Raw genomic sequence first — 20,708 nt, 5'->3', positions numbered from 1 at the left:
GCGATATTCCTCCGAAGGTTTTCGCCCGCGTCCGTTCATAGGGGTGACAGATTCGCGGTCGGTTGTCTTGCTAAAAATTTAGATACTAAAATAAATATCCACGGGTCGGTATTGCCCGGGAGGCTGAATTGGCCGATTGGGTGGTGATGCGTTTAACCGATCAGGAATATAACCGCCTTCTGTTGCTCAAGAAGGTGCGGATGAGCGAGCCAGTGGCACGAATCGATCTGGTCGGGCTCACCGGGCTCACGGGGGGCACTATCACTGCGATTACGGCCGATCTCGTCAGTCGGGGGATCGTGATCGAAGAGAAAGTGGCGTCCAGTTCGCCGGGACGACCCCGTGTGAACCTGCGCATCAACCCGACCGGCAAATACGTCGTTGGCATGACTGCGACGGGCGAAGGCCAGGTGGTGACGGAACTGGTCAATCTGAGAGGCGAGAGCCTTGGTGCGTTCAGCACAGCCCTGCAACCGGCGACCAAAATTGCAGATCTGGCGCATCAATTTGTGTCGGCACTCGAGAATGCGGTCACCGATTGGCCCGTGAAACGCGAAGAAATCTTCCGGATTGGCGTTGGTCTCCCTGGCATCGTCAACAGTCGTACAGGAATTGTCGAGCACATCGTCACGCTCGAGCCGGGGCCTTGTGACTTTGGCGGGATCATCTCGCAGGCCTTTGGCATTCCAACGCTGGTCGATAATAACATCAACCTACTGGCCCGTGCGGAGCACTGGTTCGGGGCTGGTGCTCATTCCGATGATTTCACGTTGATCAATGTCGATCTCGGTATTGGTGCGGCGCTCTACAAAGGCGGACAGCTGATCACCGGTGCCCATGGGATAGCTTCGGAGTTCGGACATACCAAAGTGTTGCCGGATACTGGACTTCCGTGCTTCTGCGGGGCGCGAGGATGCCTTCAGGCCTATTGTTCCGTGCAATCGATCGTGCATCAGTCTTGCGAGCTGTTGGGAAGAGAGATCCCGTCTCATGAAATCATGCATGCTTGCTTCGACGGTTTGATGCGAGAACACTCGGCTGACTCAATCGACATTTGGCCGGTGCTGGAAAAGGCCAGCCACTATCTTGGAATTGCTGTCGCCAATCACATCACCATGCAGGATCCGGAGGCCGTGATCATTCTTGGGCCGCCTATAGCCAAAATGGAGAAGCTGCGCGGAGCGTTCTTCACCGCTTTGGAGCAGAACACGTTCCCAGCGCTGCGCCGGCGAACCAAGCTCCACTTCAAAATTTGGGACAAGAGCGCATTTGCGCGCGGTGCGGCCGCAATGGTCCTGGAACATGTTTACGCGGTGTCCTGAGGGAGGGTTGGTAGCCGGGTCAGGACCTAGGCCGTCGCAGCCATATGAAGCTTTGCATAGAAGTCGGCAAACATGAGTCGGGTATCAATGCTGCGGTAAAGACGCATCTTCCTCGTCCCGGTTTGCTCTTCGCGTTTTCCCTTCGCATCAAGCCGAGGCGTCGGAATTTCATCGAATTCGTGCGAGCCCCTGCTTCCCGGTATTCCGGACGTCAATGCCGTCACGGCGACGAGGGGACTATCGCCCATGGTCCAGATTTCCCCCATGTTGACCCTGTAGCGAGCAAGCATTTCAGGGCCTTCTAAGGCTCGCGCATAGAGCCAAGCACCTATCTTGCCGAGAGGCGCGACGGAGACTTGTAGTTCGGTCTGGGATACCGGGCACATAGCGTAAACTTCCGAGGGGATCTGCCAGATCGTGACATTGCTCTCGTTGAAGATGTACTGCGCGGCAAGCGGGTCCAGACTGAAATTGTACTCCGCCCCGAAATTGGCTGCGTTGCCACCAATCCAGACCAGCGTCATCTTTGCAGCGATCTCCGGCTTGATCATCAGAGCGCTGGCGATCTCGGTGAGACCACCTCCGACGGCGACAAACAGGGGGAGCTTGGTATCCGTCCGCATCGCTTCATCGATGATCTTCTGAGTGCCGCGCGAGAGCATCGGTTCAGAGGCAGCGGCAAGCTTGCGAACGGCACCGGCAAAGACGGGGACACGCTCAGTGGCGCCGGTCAGCGCGAGTATCTCGCGCGCCAGTTCGCTTGATCGTTCAGCCGTTTCCTGAGGGAGCAATGCCTTGGTTGCAATGATCCCGCGCAGATCAATGGATGGTGAAAGCACCGCATGGACGGCGGCAAACAGGCCGTCGAGGTCGCCGCTCAGATCATTGATGAACAGCATTCGCAGCCTGGGGCCCATCTCGGGCGAGAACGCCTTTGCCGAGCGGGAGGCAGTCCCGTCCAGGCTGGCGGCGCGGGCGGTCGATGAGAGAGAGGAGACCACTCCGGTCGCGGCCAGGATTTGCATCAGATTGCGGCGATTGATTGCCATTGGGCCAGTCTCCGGGCTGGTATGATTTGTCTGTTCTTAAGCGAATCTAGCAGGGGGCGACTTCACCGCCCGCCGCCCGTTATTGATGGTAGGCTTGTAGTTCGACCGGCCCGATAAGCCCCGCCGGACGAAGAGCTGCCTTCGGCAAATACGTTGGGAACGCCGTCCAGGTAATCTTGGTCGCGCCAGGCTGAGCATCGCCGATCAGGCGGTTGACCCAGAGATTTGCCACGCGCACTTCGAGCTGGTTGGATCCCGAATGCATCTGGTTTCCGATGTCCAGGCGATAGGGCTTGTGCCACACCGTCCCGACAACCTGGCCATTGACTCGTACTTCGGCCAGGTCTCCCACGTCGCCGAAGTCGACGGTCAGGCGCCGGCCAGGCTCCCATCCCGCAGGCGCGGTGAAGTCCTTGGTGTAGGTAGCAATACCGGAGAAGTAGCGAATGCCAGGTACATCGCTTTCGTTCAGCGGCGTCAGGCTCGGAAGTGCCGCACCTGCCGGTGCGCCTCGCCCCTCCTGAAACTTCACATTCCAAGAACCGTCCAACCGGATGGCGGGATTTGCTTCTGTCTGGGCGTAGGTCCGCGCGGAAGTTGTCGCTCTCTTTCGGAAGACCACGTGTACTGACTCTTCGGGGCCAAAGTTCAGCGGAATGATTGTTTCACCGTGTTCGATCCTGAAGCTGACTGGCTCGCTGCGGCCTGTGTCCGCGTGCCACAGCTCCGGCTCTTTTCCAGTCACGCGGAAACGAGCCTCGATGTTCTCCTGCCGATATTTCCTGTTCACGAGGAAATAGGTCTCGCCTTCAGGAAGCGCGCGATGAACGAAGAGGATCTGGCTATCGCCCTGTCCTCCATCGAAGTGGAAATCGGGTGCGACGCCGGCTTGCTCGAGCGCGGCACCAGCGTCTGACGTGGAAATGACGCGGCCCCGGCCGTGCCTGGTTTCCGCGCCGCCCGGCCACAGTCGTTTCACCAAGGCATCGAACGCGAGGCGGTTGTCTCCCAGGCTCGGGTCGGTAGTTGGGGGAGGGCCGGCGACAGTGGCGCCGCCTGCGACCAACGCCTCAATTTTCTTCAATACCTTCAATGTCATATGAGTGGAAGTGCCACCCAGAAAGAGCAGCTTGTAGCGCGCGCCGGCAGGTGTGATCAGGTCGGACCCTTCGTTCTGCAGCAAATTCACCAGTGCATCGGGGTTGATCAGATCGAAGGCGTTTGATTTGGGGGCACCCGAAATGCCCGACTTGCTGAAGAGAGAACCTGCGGGGGCCTCCTCACCGTAAAAGTAGGCGAGGTCCGCCACGTTCCGGCCTTGCTGGAGCATGAGCGCATTGCGTGCGATGTAAGTGACCCATGGCGCGGCAAGCTCAGCCCAGGTCTCGTGCCGGTTGAAATACTGTCCGAAGACGCCGAGCGAGAGGCCCGGCACTTTGTCGTCGGTTGGTTGGTGAACCGAGGTATGGATGACAGGCAGGTTGATACCCTGCGCAAACTCCAGATCGATAATCGGCCTCAATTCGGAAGGGCCGGTGGCCCAGGGCATGAGTATTGAGGTCATGGATTCGGCCGCAGCAATGTTTTGGCCGTAGAGATGGGCGACAGACGATGCCCCCTTCATGTCTGTCAGGAAGGAATTGGAAGGCGCAAGGTCGCGCGGACTGTACCACATGGCTGCCATTGGATAGTCGGCATGACTGCGCATGGTCATGTCGTCGCCAAGGGAAGGGCGGCCACCTTCCAGTGACTCGCCATAGACTTTGAGCCCGTTCTCATGCGCAACTTGCGCCACAGTTCCGTAGTGCGCCGATGCGTGGAGATCGGCGATCGTGCGCCTGAAATCGTAGAGGAAGCCATCCCGCTGCTCGGACGTGCCGATCACTCCTCCGCTAAGAACCGGAAGCCACGGAGTTGGATCGTAGCCGCGCAAGCGCTTGAATTCATCAATCAGGCCGGGAGTCCAATTGAAGGCGCCGACTTCGGTCGAATCCGTAACGAGGGCACGAACCCCGCGCTTTCCGATCAAAGCCGCTCCGGCCGTCGATCGGTACATGTCCAGATAGTGCTCCAGGTAGGACCGCACCGCGCGCGCATCGAGCTTGTCGACTTCAAGACCTGTTGCCTCATCCGTTGCAGGATGGTTCGTCTTGCCCACCAGCGACCATCCGAGACGGACAATCCGCCACTGGCTGTCGTCCGGTAAGGTTGGCGGCGTCCACTCAATAGATCCGTCAGCGCGCATCCGCTTGGTCAAATTGACGACGGCCTTAGGCGACGGGCCGATCTCTTGGCCGGGTTGGGCCCCGGAACCGAAGGCGTAGTAATCTCGCGCGACGGAGAAGCCGGCCTTGGTTTCAAATTGGTCGGTCCTCGGCTCGCTCGACAATCGCAACTCAGCGATGGGCAAGCCACTCGGCCCGCGTCCAATCCCCAATGAAGACAAGGCGGACAAGTCGACGCCAGAAGGTAGGCTAAAGCCGGAAGATGCCGTGCCGGTCCCGCTCGCCGCGGCAAAGACCACGCGAAAGCGCTTGCTGGTCACGGCAGGAAAGCTGATCGTCGAAGGAACATTGCTCACTTCGATATCGGCGACCGGGGACCAGTTCATGCCATCCTCGCTGGCCTCCAATCGAGGGCGAAGTCCCGCACTCATCGGCGTCGCGGCAGTGCCGGGGGCAAACAGTGTGAGAGAGCGCACGGTTTGTGGCTGCTCGAATTCGAGTTGCAGCACCGCCGGTTTTGCTTTGGTTCCGTTGGCCAAGGTCACTGCCGTGAGCAGGCTTGTGTCGAGCAGCGGGCCCGCATCTATCGGGTTGCCGTCGATGTCCGTTGCTCTCGGTGTCGGCAGTGGGCGGCTGGCTTTTACCGGGTACGCGAGAACGAGCGCATCCCTATAGAATTCCGTGATCGATTTGGCAGTTTGGTCGCTTCCTTCGGGCGGCAGATCTCCATACAGTCCGATCGTGCCTGCTGGCCTGGGGAGTGTGCCCGAGAACCGGCTTCCACCCGCAACCGTCACTTCACTCCAGACCAGTTTTTTCATCGCGTCTTCGGGCTTCACCCAAGGACCCCCGGTTTCCGACCAGCCAGGAGACGAGGCGATGCCCAGTTCCAGGCCCAGGCGATCTGCTTCCTCGGCTGCGAAACGGAAAGCATCCCGCCATTCCGGCGTCATGTAAGGAAGGCGTTTGTCGACAATCTGCGGTGTGGTCTGATTTGCATCGAAGTTCTGGACACCGCCGATCCCAACCCTCTTCATCCAGGCGAGGTCCTTGGCGATGCCCTCTTTGGTGATGTTACCATTCATCCAATGCCACCACACCCGGGGCCGGGCCGGTTGGGGAGGGTTTTGAAATGCCAGGTTCAAAGGATCGGTCGATGACGTGCTTTCATTGGGGCGAACCGAAGGCGCAGCATCTTCTGCCTGTATAGACGTTCCCTGCACCGCAAGCATGGCTATCAGGGATAAATTAAGCAGGCCGTATAATTTAATGCAGGCCATCGACAACCCTCTTCCAAATTCATTTTCTATATCGGGCGCGATGAGCCACATTCACTGACAATCCCGAGGGTGATCGAGTAAATCTCGTCAAATTATCGGCCGATGGCATAGTCGCCGCGGCTACCGAACCAATATCACCCCTACGCTCAGGCGCCGACTTTCTGGTGCCGAATCAAGCTTCCGCCAACTGAATGCAACTACAATCGCAACGACACGTATATTAAGTGGTTTGCGCGCACGCGCCATAAAAAAACGCTGCGTGGTGCGAGTTCAAGATTTTGACACGGAAGGTCTGGGCGAGCGGGCGAGTGAAACCCGCATCTTTGGATCTGCGCTTCCAGGACCACCGGCCGTTAGGGCCGTAATGCCGAACCAGCTCCCTGAAGACTGGAAGCCGGGTCGGCGTACGTTCGGTGGCGCTGGGTTGCTCAGGTAAACTCGGCCAGTGCCTGGCTTTCAAATGCGATCAGGTCCTCAAATCTTCCGGATTTCACTTTGAGGCTCCAATCCGGATCGACAATGAGCGCCCGGCCGACCGCGATCATGTCGAACTCGTCTCGTTCCATCCGACCGAGCAATCCGTCGATGCTGGTGGATGCAGCATTTTGGCCTTTGAAGACGGAGAGGAAGTCGCTGTCGAGGCCGACGGATCCGACGCTAATTGCGGCCTTGCCTGTAAGTTTCTTGGCCCACCCGGCAAAATTGAGGCCATGCTCGCCATCGATTTCCACAAACTCTGGCTCCCAGAAACGGCGCTGCGAGCAATGGAACACGTCGACCCCGGCATCGGCAAGTGGCTCAAGCCATGCCGCCATGCAGTTTGGTGTGAGGGCAAGCCGGGCCGTGTAATCCTGCTGTTTCCATTGACTGACCCGCAATATCAGCGGGAAATCGGGACCGACAGCGGCTCGGATCGCGGTGATAATTTCGGCTGCGAACTGGGAGCGCTCCGACAGCGACGGCCCGCCGTAGCGGTCAGTGCGCAGATTGGTCGCCGACCAGAAGAATTGATCGACCAGATAGCCGTGTGCACCATGAACTTCGATGCAGTCGAAACCGATGCGCTTTGCTTCAGCCGCTGCATTTGCGAAGGCCGCTACGGTATCGGCGATGTCCTCCTCGGACATTTCCCGTCCGCGTAATTGACCCGCCGCCTGAAGGCCGGACGGGCTCTCGACGGGGACGTCGGGCTCCCAATCATGGGTGTGGCTCTTGCACGCACCCGTGTGCCAGAGCTGGGGCCCGATCGCGCCGCCGGCACCATGGACGCTCTCGACTACTGATTGCCATCCCCCAAGCCTCTCGCCGTAGAACAGCGGGACATTGGGCTCATAGCGCGAGGCGGGGCGTTCAACCACGACACCTTCGGTCAGCAGCAGCCCGGTTTCCCCTTCGGCACGGCGACGATAATAATCGACGTGAGAGGCGGCGACGTAGCCATCCATGGCGAAGCCGCGCGTCATGGGGGCCATGACAATGCGGTTCTTGAGATCCATGCTTCCGATACGAATGGGCTGGAATAGCACGGCGGGATCGGCACTCATTAATCGGGCTCCAGAGCTGCTAAGCAATGGCCTAATTATGCATGTGGCCACGCGCGCCAGCCAAGGCGAGATTGTTTTGCCCCCTAAGTATCGGATCGCCGCTCGGGAACAAAGTCGCGGTCAAACATGGTATGCAAGCGTTCGATCACGCGTTCGAGATCGGCGCGATCACGATCATCGAGCTTTCGAAAATGAGCTAGGAAACGCCCCTGCGTTTCAAGCATGGTGGCAACCGCATCGACACTTGACCTCCCGGCATCGGTCAAGGCGAGCAGAAATGCCCGCCGATCGTTCGCGATCGGTTGCCGGATAATCAGGCCACGCTTCTCCAGCTTTCGGGCGCGCTCTGAGAGAACCGCGTGCGAGACATGGAGCGCCCGAACGAGATCGGTTGCGCGCAGGGCCTGTGGCTCGGCCATCATGATGGCGCCGAGCATGTGAAAGTCTGCGATGCTCAGCTCTTGCCCGGCTGCGATCCTGTTGAGATCGTTGGCCATGAGTTCACCGACTTTGAAGAGGTGCCAGATAGCGCCAAAGTGGGCGACCTCAAATCCGCGTTCGGCGAAGTACTGCTTGCCGCTCGCGATCTGCCGGGCCGGGCTTGTGGCATCGGAATTGCTCATAGGGCCTCATGTGAGTGGTTGCCGCTGTGCTCGTGGATACATGCATTCCCCGTCAAGTCCGGATCCGGATTGGATCGACGTTCTAGCTGACTGGCAGCCTGCATCAGCTCCAACTCGCTGAATTTCGCTGAGCCGGGCCAGGATGCAGGCGCCATCGCCGATCGGCTAGGCCGAGCCCATGTAGCGCCCGCCGTTCACACTGATGGTTTGGCCGGTCACGTAGTTGGCTCCTTCGGACGCGAGATAGGAGCAGGCAGCAGCAATATCCTCGGGCTTTCCTGGCCGCTTCATGGGCATGGTCGCCGCGTAGGTGTCGATGTCGACGGGCGTGTTGCTCCGCAGCATGGGCGTATCGACAAAACCGGGCGGCACCATGTTGGCCGTGATGCCCTTATCCGCATATTCGATGGCAAGGACTTTAGTCAGACCCATCAGGCCGGCTTTGGCCGAAACATAGTGCGCCATGCACGGCGCGCCGGTCTGTATGGACGAAGAGGTGATGTTGATGATCCGGCCCCATCCGGCCGACAGCATGTCGCCGACAATCTCCTGCGTGCACAGGAACGGCCCTTTCAGATTTACCGCGATCATGCGGTCCCAGTCAGCCTCGGAAAGCTGCTGGAAAGGCACGGTCCCGGTGATACCCGCATTGTTGACGAGGATGGTAACTGGCCCGAGTTTGCTGCGGGTTTCCTGTGCGGCCGCTGCGATATCAGAAGTATCTGCCGCGTTGACGCGCAAAGCCACGGCTTTGCCGCCTTCATCGCTAATACGTTTGGCGGTTTCCTGAGCACCACCTTCATCAAGATCCCAAATGGCGACGGCAGCGCCATCCTGGGCCAATCGGAGAGCAATGGCCCGGCCAATGCCTGAACCGCCGCCTGTAACAACCGCATTCTTGCCTTGAAGCGACAACATTCGTTCCTTTCAATCTTTGCCCCACTGACGCAGGCAGCCTGCCGGAGACGTCACCATCGCGGCCAACTTGCGTCTGGACGCCTGACCCGGGCATTGGGCCGACGGCTCTTCCATTATTGCCTCGTCCACGGATACCGCGGGTCGCCGGGAATTGGCGCAGTGAAACGGGCAGCACCAAGACAAAATCAGTCGTGACGTATAGCAAGGTGATATACCATTGGGCCATTCGGGCTCCGCGTGGGGCCAAACCCTGACGTTCCCAGCAGAGGGGGCTGGGGTCGATCGTTGCAACAGTCGGTGAGGGCCGCTTACCGGCTCAGGCAGCTGTCACTATCGCTCGGACACAGGGATAATATCGCGGATAATCACGAAATTAGAGCCATACCAATGATCGTTCCCCGACCTCCGACTGTCGCCAACCGATTGGCGAATCGGAAGACGAGAGGGTTTCATTTTCATCCGGGCATTTGCGGAATCGGTGCCATCGTGATGGGTGCCGGGTTCGGGCTGCTTTTTAGATATCATTGTATCGCAACGGATTCCCGAGGCGGGATACTCCAAAATTTTGAACAACGCGACGTTGCTTTGCTGCGATTCTGATGATAGCATCGGGACAGACGACCTGAATTGGCCACTTGGCAATAAAAGAGGGCGACTGGGATGGGGAAATCAGAAACAATCGTGACCGAGTTCCGATTGTAAAATCCTGACATGCAATAGTTATCGCGCCTTTTTGGTGCCGATGTAAGCTGTCTAATTGCTTCGCAGTAGATTGCGAGCGCCGCCTTCGTGCGTCCAAAAGACCCGCCAGAAAGATAAATTCTGCGAGCAAATCGCAGAGCGGGGGTAATAATTCATAACAGGGAGAGTGTCTTGAAATCCATAGCTTTTGTTTTGCTGGCTTCGACGGGCGTATCGGCGCTTTCGGCTCCCGCTCTGGCGCAGCGAGCCACCGAAACCACCGCCGAAAGTACCAACGTCATCATCGTTCAGGCACGTCGCCGCGACGAAGATGTACAGGACGTGCCGGCGGTAGTGGATACCGTTACGTCGGACTCCATCGCAAAGCTCAATATTCGCGACTTCAAGGAAGTGCAGACGCTGGTTCCCGGTCTGCAACTTGGTACGGAAGTCAACGGTGTGGGCGGCAGTGCAAAGCTGCGCGGCGTGAATTTCGATATCAATGCAAGCGGCTTCAATTCGACCGTCGAATTCTACATGAACGACGCTCCGATCACGGCCGGCGTTTTGCTTCAGCAGATGTTCGATATTGGGCAGATCGAAGTCTTGCGCGGACCGCAGGGCACCTTGCGCGGCCGCGCGTCGCCGTCGGGTTCCATCACGGTAACGACCCGCAAGCCGGACCTGATCTCATTCGGCGGCAACATGGACATGACCGCCAACGATATCGGCACGATCAACGTCAAGGGCGCGCTGAACGTGCCGGTAATCGAAGGTATTGCAGCAATCCGCGTCGCCGGCGTCTGGGATGAGAACGAAGGCGATCGGGTGCGTCCGATTACCGCCGGCCGCGATCCCTTCGAACGCACGAAAGCCGGCCGCATCAGCGGTCTCATCGAGCCGGCCGATTGGCTCAAGTTCGAAGGCGTCTACCAGTACATGGAACGCAATGCGGTCGGATGGGACCAAGTGGCGTCGTTTAGCGAAGTTAATCCCGATGCGCTCCCCAGTCCGGTTTTCATTTCCACAAAAGACCGGCTCTCGATCCAGACGCTGCCTCGTACCGTTCATCAGGTCTACAACGTCTACAACTGGCATGCAGAAGCAAGTCAGTGGGGTCAGTCGCTGATCTATCAGGGCCAGCACTATACGCAGAAGGTCTTGGCCAGAAACACACAAGATGGCGCGAACCTGTTCCCGGGCGAGGATGTGCGGCAGGTTACGCAATCCCAGGCCATCGCGACTTCGCACGAAGTGCGCCTGCAGAATGAGACGCGTCTGTTTGACGCGCTCGACTACGTAGTCGGTTTCTTCGACCAGAAAAATGACTCTCCTACCGATCTGACGCGGCCTACTCCCGTTCGTCTGCCGATCGCGTTCGGGGGCGGACTTGCTGCGGTTGCCCAGACGCCGATTTCCCGCCTCGGCGGTTCACATGAACAGTCCTTCTTTGGGAACCTTACCGGCCACATCGGCGACGCAACCGAGATTTCAGGCGGCGTCCGGCACATCGACTATAACTCGGACAACCAGCTTGTGGTGGCGGGGCAGACGATTTCCAGCGACGGCCAGGATGCCAAAAAGTGGATCTACTCCGCTTCGATCAAGCACAACTTCACGCGCGATCTCATGGTCTATGCCAGCACCGGCAGTTCGTGGCGCCCCGGTCTCAATGTCGTTGGCGATTTCAATATTACCCCTTCGGCGTTGGAACAGAGCTTCCTCAACCTGCCCGCAGAGACGTCAAAGTCATATGAAATCGGCTTGAAATCGACGTTTCTTGACGGCCGCATGAGGTTCAACCTCACAGGCTATCATCAGAAATTCAAGAATTACCCATACCGCGTTCCGGGCAACGGTGTGTACTTTGTCAACACGGCGGTCGATCGCAATAGCGCCGGGCAGGTCATCGGCACGCACCAGGAAGTGGCGCAGTTCAATTTTGTTGGCGCGGTCCCGGTTGAAGTGAACGGCGTCGAAGGCGATCTTTCGTTCGACATCTCTGATCGCTGGAATCTCGATCTCGTTGCCAGCTACTCGCTGGGCAAGGTCAAGGATGGCACCATCCCGTGCACCGACCTTAATGGCGACGGCATTCCCGACGTTGTGACCTCGGCGCCTTCGCTTGACCAACTCAAAGCCGCCGTTGGTGCGAACAACGTTTCCGCATGTCAGGTGACGCAGCGCTCGGCATTCCAGGCACCGTTCTCGGCGACCATCCAGAGCGAGTACCGTGTCCCGGTCTCGAACAAGGTAGATGGGTATTTGCGCGGCCTAGTGTCGTTCAACGGCAAGTCGCAGACCGACCCCAGCAACATCTTTGACGACGTCGGTGCCTATGCGCTTGTGAACCTGTTCGCCGGTATTCGCGACCCTGACGGAGCCTGGGAAGTATCGCTGTTTGCCAAGAACATCTTCGAAACCGAGAAGACGCTCACCCGCACAGATCCGCTAAGCACAAGCTATCAGCAGCTTGGCTTTGGTGGGTTCGGTCCGAACGGGCCCATCCTGACGGGCCCCACATCGCAGAACACGACCAGCACGTATAACGGCGTCACCATGACCGCGCCCCGCGAGTTTGGCATCAACGTCCGTTACGCATTCGGGTCACGCTAAAGGCGCAGCAATGCGTCCCTCCGGCCTGGAGGGGATGGAGCAATCCATCCCCTCCTTTTTTGTGCCGGACCGACCAGCTTCCGTCCGGTCAACTAGGCCAGGACGAAGGGCGAGTTACGCCATCGTTAGAGAGAGGTTTGCGCCGGCGATGCCTTCGCTGGAGAACCGAAGGCTAGCTGGGCCGGTTGTACCGGTGCCCCGAAGGATAAGCAGGGCACGCCCGCGATAGGTTTGTGCAAACGGTGCCTGGAATGATCCCACCGCCAGCGGATCGGCGCTGCCGAACCCCGCGAGCGCCGCCGGGCCGCCGATCTGGACATCGATCCTGCGCTTATCGTCGGGAAGGACGCGCCCCTGCGCGTCGACGACTTCAACAAGCACATAGCTCAGCCGATCTCGCTCAGCGCCGCCGGTAGCGGTTTCGACGGTGGCCTTGAGGCGTACGGCAGCGCCAACGGTTTCGATAGTGCGCCGCGCCAGCACTCTTCCGCCTTTGTATGTCACGGCTTCGAGTTTGCCCGGCGCGTATGGGACTGCGAATTCGGCCCGCCGCCTGTCTTTCGCAGTCATGTCCTTCGTGCCGACAGTCTTGCCATCGAGAAGGAGTTCGACGCGCTCACCGCCTGCGTGAACGCGCACATTCAACTTCTGTCCTTCGGAACCGGGCCATGTCCAGCTCTGGAGCTCGTCGGACCAACCCCAGTTCGAGACGTACTCGAACATTCCCTCGCCGACCGGGCGCTGCACGGCCATCTCCAACGGGCTGACACCCCAAACAACGTCGCGCGCCAGGGAAGACGCCTTCTGATGACCGATCAGATCGATGTCGCCGCACCACGCGTTCACCCAGGGGAAACTGGGCATATAGAAGGGCATAGCGTTCAATTTGAGCTGCTTGTTCGCTCCAATCCCTGCTTCGCCAAGGTAATCCATCGCGGTCCAGAGGAACTCGCCGAGGAAATACGGCGCCTTGTCGGAGAGCTCCTGATAATCGTAGACGTCCCGAGCGAAGGTTTCAGACGCATAGATCACGCGTTCAGGATGACGCGCCTCTTCCTCGACGATGTCCTCCAGCCTGTAATTGTAGCCCGGCACGTCGAGGAAAATGGTCGAGGCATTGTCGGCCTTACCGGCCCGTCCGGCATTCGCCGTCCCTTCGTCCGCCACCATTTCCTGACCCAGGACGCCATTCAGCGCAGCGGTGACAGGGCGTGTCGGATCGATCCTGCGCGCAGTATTGGCAAGCTTCCATTGCCATTCGACACCTTCGTCGGTGGCGCGGAAGGGTATTTCGTTGCCGATGCTCCACATGATGACAGAGGGGCTGTTGCGTGCCGACTTGACCATCGTTTCCAGCACCGCTTGCCAATGCGCCGCAAATTTCACCGAGAAATCCTGCGGTTCCTTGGCGACATGCCAGGAGTCAAAGGCTTCCTCGATGAGATAGACACCGAGGCGATCGCACGCTTCGCGTAAGCTACGCGATGCAGGGTTGTGGGACGAACGGATGGCATTGAATCCGCGCGCTTTCAGCAAACGGAGCCGGCGTTCATCGGCATCCGGGAATGCACATGCCCCCAAGAGGCCGTTGTCGTGGTGGATGCAACCGCCGCGCAGATGCACTCGCTCCCCGTTGACCGTCATTCCGAGCTTTGGGTTGAACGAAACGATCCTGATCCCGAATGGCTGGCGAATGAGGTCGATCGTGCGTCCGCCGCGAACGAGCTCACTTTCGAGCGTGTAGAGTTCAGGCTTGTCTGCAGACCAAAGGCGCGGACCGCGCAGGCGCAAGGTCTGCGATGTGGAGGTCGCCGCCGGCGCCGTAGCTTCCACAGCAACGCGCCCGCCGGGTTCAACAAGCCTCGTCTTGAGGACATCGCCGGGTTTGGCATCGACTACAGCGGTACCCACCTCGACAATGGCCCGGCCCTGTTCGAGCTTGCTGGTCCAAGCGCCAATGCCCCAGCGGTCGATATGGCCGGACCCATTGAGGACTTCCAGGTCGACGGAACGATATAGCCCGGAACCACTGTACCAGCGGCTGTTCCGGCCTTCGTTGCGCAAGCGTACGGCGAGAACGTTGTCGCCGGCGCGGTCCAGGTACGGCGTGAGGTCGTAGGCGAACGGCGCATAACCGAACACATTGGAGCCCAACAGCTCACCATTGAGCCAGACATCGCTGTCCAGATAGGCACCGTCGAAGACGATCTCGATGCGGGCGTCAGCTGGAAACTGGGAGACTGTGAAATGCTTGCGGTACCAACCTTCGCCGCCTTCCGTGAAACCCGTGGCGGTGCCACCGATTGCACGCTTGTTGAATGGACCGACAACACCGGGAGGGGCCTGGTCGGGCAGATCTTCTACGCTCCAGTCATGCGGCAAATGCACAGTTCGCCAGCTGGCATCGCTGAAATTGCGCGCGGACGCGTCCTGGGCGCCGCGCATAAAGAGCCAGTTGTCGTTGAAGTTTTGCCGCCGGCCACTTGGCGAGGGGCTTCGCCGCGTCTCTTGGGCAGCGAGTGCCACTTCAGGCAGGCCCGCAACCGCAGAAACTGCTGCGGCGGCTAGAACCGTGCGGCGGTTGGCCAGGAGGAAATTGGTAGCCATCAGCGCTCTCCCAGCGTCTTGAGCTTCACGTCGATGCGATCAAGCGCATCTACCTTCACGATCCCGAACTGGATCAGCGACCGGAACGAGAAATTGCCGAGATGCGGTTTGATCATCTCGTTACCAATCATCGCGTTGATGTTGGGGATTTCGGCGAGAACGATGGCCCATGCCTCCGGAATGTTCCTGAGATCCGCGATTGCGGTGTCGCGGGTGCTGAGCACGCGCGGAGTTCGCCGTGGCGCCGTGAAGGCGCGGGCGGCCGGGTAAATAGGTGCTTCCATCAGTTTCGTCCGTATTGAAGGATGGGAAGGGCGACCGTCGCGGATTTCGGATCCGGCAGGAAAATCGGGTTCGGCGCCGACGCTAGCTCATATTCCTGCTGCCGCATCGGCTCGGTCCAATCGCGGGTGGTCGATGCCCTTCGGTTCAGATTGAGGGCGGACAGCCGGAGTTTCTCGTCCGATTTCCTGCGAAAGGGCAAGGAAGCGCGCGATCCTCGCGACTGGCAGGACGAGAACCTAACGTCCGGATACCGGTAGCGCCGGGCGGTTATGGGCGCCGCCGCATTTGCCGCCAGTGCCTGGATCGTCGCCCACCATCACCGTCTGTCGAGGCACATGCTATGTTGGCGCTTGCGGTTCTCATCGAGATGAGACTTGAGGTAAGCACGGAGCAAAGTGAATGCCTCCGGTGTCATCGCGTCAAAGAAGCGAAACGCGAGGAGACCCATCCGGGCCGTCTCGCGTCCCCCGCCCCACCTACTTCTTCGCGGGAAGCTTCGCGAGCTCAGCGTCGATCGAAGCCAGCTTCTGATCGGTCACCATATCACTCGCGTATTGCTGGATTCCCCGCAGCGTCATGCTGCGGGCCATGTCAATCTGGGAGCTCTTCACCAGGTCCGGCAGGTACTTTACGAGAATGGCCTTTGCCGCCGGGTCATCCAGCAGTGTGCCAAGGTCAGTATCCTCAGTCGTGTAGTGCTGCGCGGCTGCCTGCGATTTTGCAGGCGCCTGGTTCGTGGGCGCCTGTGCGCCAGCTGCGGTGGCAAGGCCGAGGGCGAGCGCGGTGGCGATGATCATACGCATGGAAATTGCTCCTTCTCCAATTTTTTTGTTACGCCGAATCCTGACGTTCAAAGCCGGATTGGCGACACTTAATGTACAATGCGTATATATCAATGGCGCGGGTGGCTAGAGGGGAAATGAATGGGACGTGCGAAATCCGTCCCGGCAATGGATGTCATGCGCGGTCCATAATCGCGTCGTTCACATCTTGGGTCGCCAACGCGGTCCCCACGATCCGGATTGGTTGAGCCGTAATCGGTCGACAACCGCGATGACGAAGGCGGGTGGGCAGACGCAGCACCGTCGGATCCCTGAGGCTATCAGGTCTCACCGACATGACAAAGACGCGCGCTCGGCCAAGATCCCTGATCAACAAGGCCAGCGATTTCTTGCCTCACGAAATTCTCCACTTGAAGAATGGCGCGTGCCGCCTCTGCGTCGGGTCGCAATGCAAGAAACAGCTGGCGTTTCACCGCGGGCTTTCTCAAGCGCGCAAAAGTCAGCCGACCGAGCGCCGCTTCCCGGAGAAACGCGCTGTGGGGCAGGGCCGTGTATCCAAGGCCCGACTCGACGAGCTCTTTCATCAGGCCGTAGCTATCCGCCTGAACGGTCACATTCAGCTTTATCCCGGCCTTCGCGGCAACGGTGTCCATAAGGATGCGCAGGCCGTGGGAGGGGCTTGGTAAAATCATTGGCAAATCGGCAAGCCTGCGCAAATCGACAACGCTCTCCGTTGCAAGCGGCGAATTTGGCGGACCAACCAGCATCATCTCGTCTTCGAGCAGGCGGACCGCATTCACGCCATTGGGTGTCGGGCCATAGAGTATTGCTATGTCGAGCTCACCTGCATGCAGCCATTCGAGCAGATGGCCGGTGTAAGCATCGACGATCCTGAGTGAGATGTTGGGAGCCGACGCCGCAACGCGGCGGGCAAGGGCACCGGCCAACATTTGAACGACCGTTGGCGGCATTCCCAACACCACGTTGCCTTGAGCTTCTGTGGGCAGGGAGCGCACCTCATAGATGGCATGGCCGATTTCGCGAAGGGGTCCCGCGATCCTCGTGTAGAGCATTTCTCCGGCCTCAGTCAGGTTCATTCCTCGTGCGGCGCGTACGAACAGGGTGACTCCCAGTTCCTCTTCGAGCAGTCTCATCTGGCGACTGAGCGAGGGCTGCGAGATTCGCAGGCGTTCAGAGGTTCGGGAGAGCGATCCCAGCTCAGCGACCTGGGCGAAGTAACCTAGCCGTTTGAAGTCCATGCTGCGCTTCCTCGACGAATACGACCTATAGACCCGTTCTATATCACGCGACGCGTTTTGTCATGGTTTCGGCCAATGGCGCTTGATAAGCCGCCTCCATAAGACAGACCCATTGCCGAGAGAGACGCCATGAAGTTCGAAACAGTTGACCTCACGCCGCGCATCGGCACTGAGATCAAAGCCAGCAAGGCGGAGCTCCTTAAAGGCGGTCTTGCTGAGGAAATTCGCGAACTGCTCGAACAGCGCGGGGTCCTCTTGTTTCGCGAGTTGGGTATGACGGATGAGGAGCAACTCGCGTTCGCATCGACGCTTGGCGAGGTGATCCCGCAAGGGATACGCGGGATCTACAAGATCAGTCTCGATCCGGAGGTCAACGATACCGCCGACTATCTCCACGGGACCTACTACTGGCATATCGATGGCGCTCAGGACGAAGTGCCGACCCGCGCTTCGTTGCTGAGTGCACGGGTGCTTTCAGAGGTCGGCGGCCAGACCGAATTTGCCAACACTTACGCGGCTTACGATGAACTCGAACCCGCCATGAAGGCCCGTGTAGACGGGCTTCGAGTGATCCACAGCCAGGAATACATTCAGCGCGTAGTTGTCCCCAATCCGACTGAAACCCAACTTGCGCGCTGGCGCGAGCATGCGGAGAAATCGCATCCGATGGCCTGGACGCACCAATCGGGTCGCAAATCCTTGGTGTTGGGACTGACCGCCGGGCGCGTCGAGGACATGGATCCCAACGAAAGCCGAGCACTGCTCGACGAAATGCAGGCTTGGGCCACGCAATCGCGCTTCGTCTACCGTCACCACTGGACCGTTGGCGACATGATCATCTGGGACAACACTGGGGTAATGCACCGCGTTGAACCCTATCCCGCTGACAGCGGGCGCCTGCTCAGCCGGACTACGCTTCTGGGGGAAGAAGCGCTGGTCTGACGGCTCGGCCAATTTTTGGAGTGTGCGCCGCAACTGGCGCAGGCAGGCGAAAATAGCCCTGCGGCGAGGAGAGCGCCGCAGGGCTATTTTGCGTGAACAGCAGCAAAAACGCCTAAGGTCGGTTTTTTCGGCGGAAAGCCTCGCGCACCTTCTCCCCGTGGCGTTTGAACGTTTGTCGGTCGTTCGTGCGCGGAAATGGCGTGTCAGGCACGGGTACGCCCAGGAATGAGCAGAGCGGCTCCCAGCCTTGTTTGACATCGAACACCAGCAGCCGTTCCGAAGGAATGCGGGCTCGAACCTCTGCATTGTGGCGCTCGAAGGTAGAGATGGCATTGGTCTCGCTGATATCGTTGTGAAACGTTTGCTTCAGCACGATGGTCGACACGAATTGCATCGGGAACCTGGCCAGCGCCATCAGCAGACGTGCGGCCCGCCCTGGCATGTTCTGGAAGATGGTCTCGTTCATGCTGACATACCACGCGCGGCTCTCACGTACCGTCAGGATGACCTTGGCTTCCGGGAAGGCCTCGGCCAGTTCTGCATAATAGTGGCAGCCGGGCCAGTCGACGGTGGCACGATAACCATCGTAGACCTCTCTCCAGTCCCGTTCCTTGCCGCTTGCAATGCCATTCCAGATTGGTCCTTGGCGATGCATGTCGTCGATGACCTCGGTCATGTGGTGGCATGGCCCAAAACCAAGCTCTTCGAGCGCGCTTTTCAGCGACAGTGTACCTGTGCGTCCAAAGCCGGCGCCAATGACTTCTAAGCCCAAGCCTCTTCTCCACATCGGTTGAACGTGAGTTCGCTTTTAGGTCGTGAACCCATAAAGTCGGAATGGCCAGACTGTTGGCCTGGGAGGGGGATCCTTGTACGATTCTGCGATGAGGGTCGAGGCATCTCCCCACTGGACGGCCGCTGCGATGAGGTGAGCTGATGCTACTGATTGTTGGAACAGTGCGCCTACCGGCGGAGAACCTTGAGCTAGCGCGGCCCGTGATGAAACGCATGGCCGACGCCAGCCGTGCCGAAGACGGTTGCGTTCAATACGGCTACGCTGAGGATGTTTTTGATCGCGGCCTAATTCACGTCAAAGAGCTCTGGACAACTCAGGCGGCCCTTGATCGCCATTTTGCCTCTACGCACATCGCTGAATGGCGCGCAGCTTGGCCAAAGCTCGGGATTGGTGAGCGTGACCTGTGTATCTACGAGGTTGGCGAACCTCGGCGGACGTAAACTGATGGCGTGCGGATTATTAACAGCTGCGCCAGTTTAAGACTTTTTGCCTTTCATCTCGGAGCTGATCCTGATTCGGCGATGGAGTTCGGGCAGAATGTCAGTCGGCTTACTCACTGCTGCTCGGGGGCATACACTGCTGGAATGGCAGAGGGTTCGTGGCGGGGCGAAACACCTGGACGGCTAATCCCGAGTTTTCCGGCCGAATTTGTCCCTGCGGCCAAGGGAGATGCCTTCTCACGAAGGTGCCGATCGATGCTGGATTTGGGATGATCGCTCGTTCGATCCTGGCGTCCTCCGCCGTGCTGTCTCTTGACAAAACGCATAGGACGTAAATAAACGCGACGTATGTTATGTGGCGGATGGGATTCGTATTCCCTTATCGACCGGCAGGAGAGCGATCGTGTTTGAAGCAATGACGTCAGGGGAGCACATGCTCCGCCTCTGGTTGACAGCGTTCGTGGCGGTCGGGGTCGTGGCTGGCATCGTCAGCGGCTATTTCAAGGCCCGCAAGATCCAGCCTCGCGGATTCAAATGGAAGACTCTGCGCACAGAGGCCTTGGTGGCAGTTGTCACTATTGCGATCTCAGGCAAGATTATCGGCCTGTCGACCGGATGGCTCACGACGCATGGCTGGATTCGGTTCAACCCCGGCGGCGCCACATGGTGGGTGATCGGCCTGGAGTACGCGCTCTACTTCTTCCTGTTCGACACCTGGTTCTACTGGCTCCATCGCTGGATGCACAAGGAGCCCATCTACACCTGGGTCCACAAGCTTCATCACAAGTCCACGTCGCCGAATCTGCTGACGACACTATCGGTCAATCCGCTGGAATCGATCATCAACGGCGGGTTTGTGCCGCTGTTTCTGACCGTGTTCACAGTGCACGATGCAACGCTGGCGCTGATCCTGCCCACTAACATCTTCATGGGTCTCTATGTCCACTCGGGCTATGAATTCATGCCACGGTGGTGGAATCGTACATGGGCAACGAAATGGTTCATCACGGCCACATTCCACGACCAGCACCACCGCTATTTCAACGGCAACTACGGGGGCTACACGACGATCTGGGATCGCCTGTGCGGTACGATGCGCCCCAAGTTTGAAGCCGATTTTGACAAGATCAAGGCACGGACCGAAACGGTCGACCCGGCTGCAGAAGCGGCAGCCTAGGGTTTTGATCCACAGCGCAGGGGATTTCAGCAAGCCGATCAGCGGGCGGGCTTTCAAAATATACGAATCGTAGACATTGTGGGGCAACCGCCTTTGGTCGGTGCTGAATACACTAAGAAAATTCATGGGAGATCTTGGCATGTCGAATGCACGGCTACGGATCGG

The 20,708-nt window shown here is 59.0% G+C and carries 15 protein-coding genes; 5 read left to right on the top strand and 10 right to left on the bottom strand.

The window, feature by feature from the left end; genetic code table 11:
- Window positions 1-128 precede the first annotated feature (128 nt).
- Window positions 129-1,322, top strand: a complete 1,194-nt coding sequence (locus AC1VVM_RS22145; RefSeq protein WP_482905912.1) for an ROK family protein — start codon at window positions 129-131, stop codon at window positions 1,320-1,322.
- Between the two features lie 26 nt (window positions 1,323-1,348).
- Here AC1VVM_RS22145 and AC1VVM_RS22140 read toward each other — a convergent pair whose 3' ends face one another.
- The 5 genes from AC1VVM_RS22140 to AC1VVM_RS22120 form a co-directional block, all read right to left on the bottom strand.
- The gene (locus tag AC1VVM_RS22140) at window positions 1,349-2,371 is read right to left on the bottom strand and encodes a nucleoside hydrolase (RefSeq protein ID WP_482956504.1); all 1,023 of its coding nucleotides are present in this window, start codon (window positions 2,369-2,371) and stop codon (window positions 1,349-1,351) included.
- Window positions 2,372-2,450: 79 nt separating this feature from the next.
- Window positions 2,451-5,927 (bottom strand): glycosyl hydrolase, encoded by a 3,477-nt coding sequence (locus tag AC1VVM_RS22135; protein WP_482956503.1) that lies wholly within the window; start codon window positions 5,925-5,927, stop codon window positions 2,451-2,453.
- A 377-nt stretch (window positions 5,928-6,304) separates the two neighbouring features.
- The gene (locus tag AC1VVM_RS22130) at window positions 6,305-7,420 is read right to left on the bottom strand and encodes an NADH:flavin oxidoreductase (RefSeq protein WP_482956502.1); all 1,116 of its coding nucleotides are present in this window, start codon (window positions 7,418-7,420) and stop codon (window positions 6,305-6,307) included.
- Window positions 7,421-7,503: 83 nt separating this feature from the next.
- Window positions 7,504-8,043 (bottom strand): MarR family winged helix-turn-helix transcriptional regulator, encoded by a 540-nt coding sequence (locus AC1VVM_RS22125; RefSeq protein ID WP_482956501.1) that lies wholly within the window; start codon window positions 8,041-8,043, stop codon window positions 7,504-7,506.
- A 165-nt stretch (window positions 8,044-8,208) separates the two neighbouring features.
- Window positions 8,209-8,961 (bottom strand): SDR family NAD(P)-dependent oxidoreductase, encoded by a 753-nt coding sequence (locus AC1VVM_RS22120; RefSeq protein ID WP_482956500.1) that lies wholly within the window; start codon window positions 8,959-8,961, stop codon window positions 8,209-8,211.
- An 873-nt stretch (window positions 8,962-9,834) separates the two neighbouring features.
- Between AC1VVM_RS22120 and AC1VVM_RS22115 the strand changes: the two genes are divergently transcribed.
- On the top strand, window positions 9,835-12,258 hold the full coding sequence (locus tag AC1VVM_RS22115) for a TonB-dependent receptor (RefSeq protein WP_482956499.1): 2,424 nt from the start codon (window positions 9,835-9,837) through the stop codon (window positions 12,256-12,258).
- 114 nt (window positions 12,259-12,372) lie between these two features.
- On the opposite strand, the gene AC1VVM_RS22110 is transcribed toward AC1VVM_RS22115, so the two are convergent.
- From AC1VVM_RS22110 to AC1VVM_RS22095, 4 genes are all read right to left on the bottom strand, one after another.
- Entirely contained in the window at window positions 12,373-14,865 is a 2,493-nt protein-coding gene (locus AC1VVM_RS22110) for a glycoside hydrolase family 2 TIM barrel-domain containing protein (protein ID WP_482956498.1), read from the bottom strand.
- Window positions 14,865-15,149 (bottom strand): hypothetical protein, encoded by a 285-nt coding sequence (locus tag AC1VVM_RS22105; RefSeq protein WP_482905904.1) that lies wholly within the window; start codon window positions 15,147-15,149, stop codon window positions 14,865-14,867. Before AC1VVM_RS22105 ends, AC1VVM_RS22110 begins: the two co-directional genes overlap by 1 nt.
- 477 nt (window positions 15,150-15,626) lie before the next feature.
- Window positions 15,627-15,953: a hypothetical protein gene (locus tag AC1VVM_RS22100; protein ID WP_482956497.1), complete on the bottom strand. Its 327-nt coding sequence runs from the start codon at window positions 15,951-15,953 to the stop codon at window positions 15,627-15,629.
- 299 nt (window positions 15,954-16,252) lie between these two features.
- A complete protein-coding gene (locus tag AC1VVM_RS22095; RefSeq protein ID WP_482905902.1) occupies window positions 16,253-17,191 on the bottom strand; it encodes a LysR family transcriptional regulator in 939 nt (312 codons plus the stop codon).
- Window positions 17,192-17,320: 129 nt separating this feature from the next.
- Between AC1VVM_RS22095 and AC1VVM_RS22090 the strand changes: the two genes are divergently transcribed.
- Window positions 17,321-18,133 (top strand): TauD/TfdA dioxygenase family protein, encoded by an 813-nt coding sequence (locus tag AC1VVM_RS22090; RefSeq protein WP_482905901.1) that lies wholly within the window; start codon window positions 17,321-17,323, stop codon window positions 18,131-18,133.
- A 112-nt stretch (window positions 18,134-18,245) separates the two neighbouring features.
- Here the strand turns inward: AC1VVM_RS22090 and AC1VVM_RS22085 are convergent, their stop codons facing one another.
- Window positions 18,246-18,905 carry a sulfotransferase family protein gene (locus AC1VVM_RS22085; protein WP_482905900.1) on the bottom strand — a complete coding sequence of 220 codons (660 nt, stop codon included), beginning with the start codon at window positions 18,903-18,905 and terminating at the stop codon, window positions 18,246-18,248.
- Between the two features lie 161 nt (window positions 18,906-19,066).
- Between AC1VVM_RS22085 and AC1VVM_RS22080 the strand changes: the two genes are divergently transcribed.
- Both AC1VVM_RS22080 and AC1VVM_RS22075 read left to right on the top strand, forming a co-directional pair.
- Window positions 19,067-19,366, top strand: a complete 300-nt coding sequence (locus tag AC1VVM_RS22080) for a putative quinol monooxygenase (protein ID WP_482905899.1) — start codon at window positions 19,067-19,069, stop codon at window positions 19,364-19,366.
- Between the two features lie 403 nt (window positions 19,367-19,769).
- The gene (locus AC1VVM_RS22075; RefSeq protein WP_482905898.1) at window positions 19,770-20,543 is read left to right on the top strand and encodes a sterol desaturase family protein; all 774 of its coding nucleotides are present in this window, start codon (window positions 19,770-19,772) and stop codon (window positions 20,541-20,543) included.
- Window positions 20,544-20,708: the final 165 nt, after the last annotated feature.

Source organism: Novosphingobium sp. BL-S-33 (genome assembly GCF_056857025.1).
This window is presented reverse-complemented; position numbering and strand designations above follow the sequence as displayed.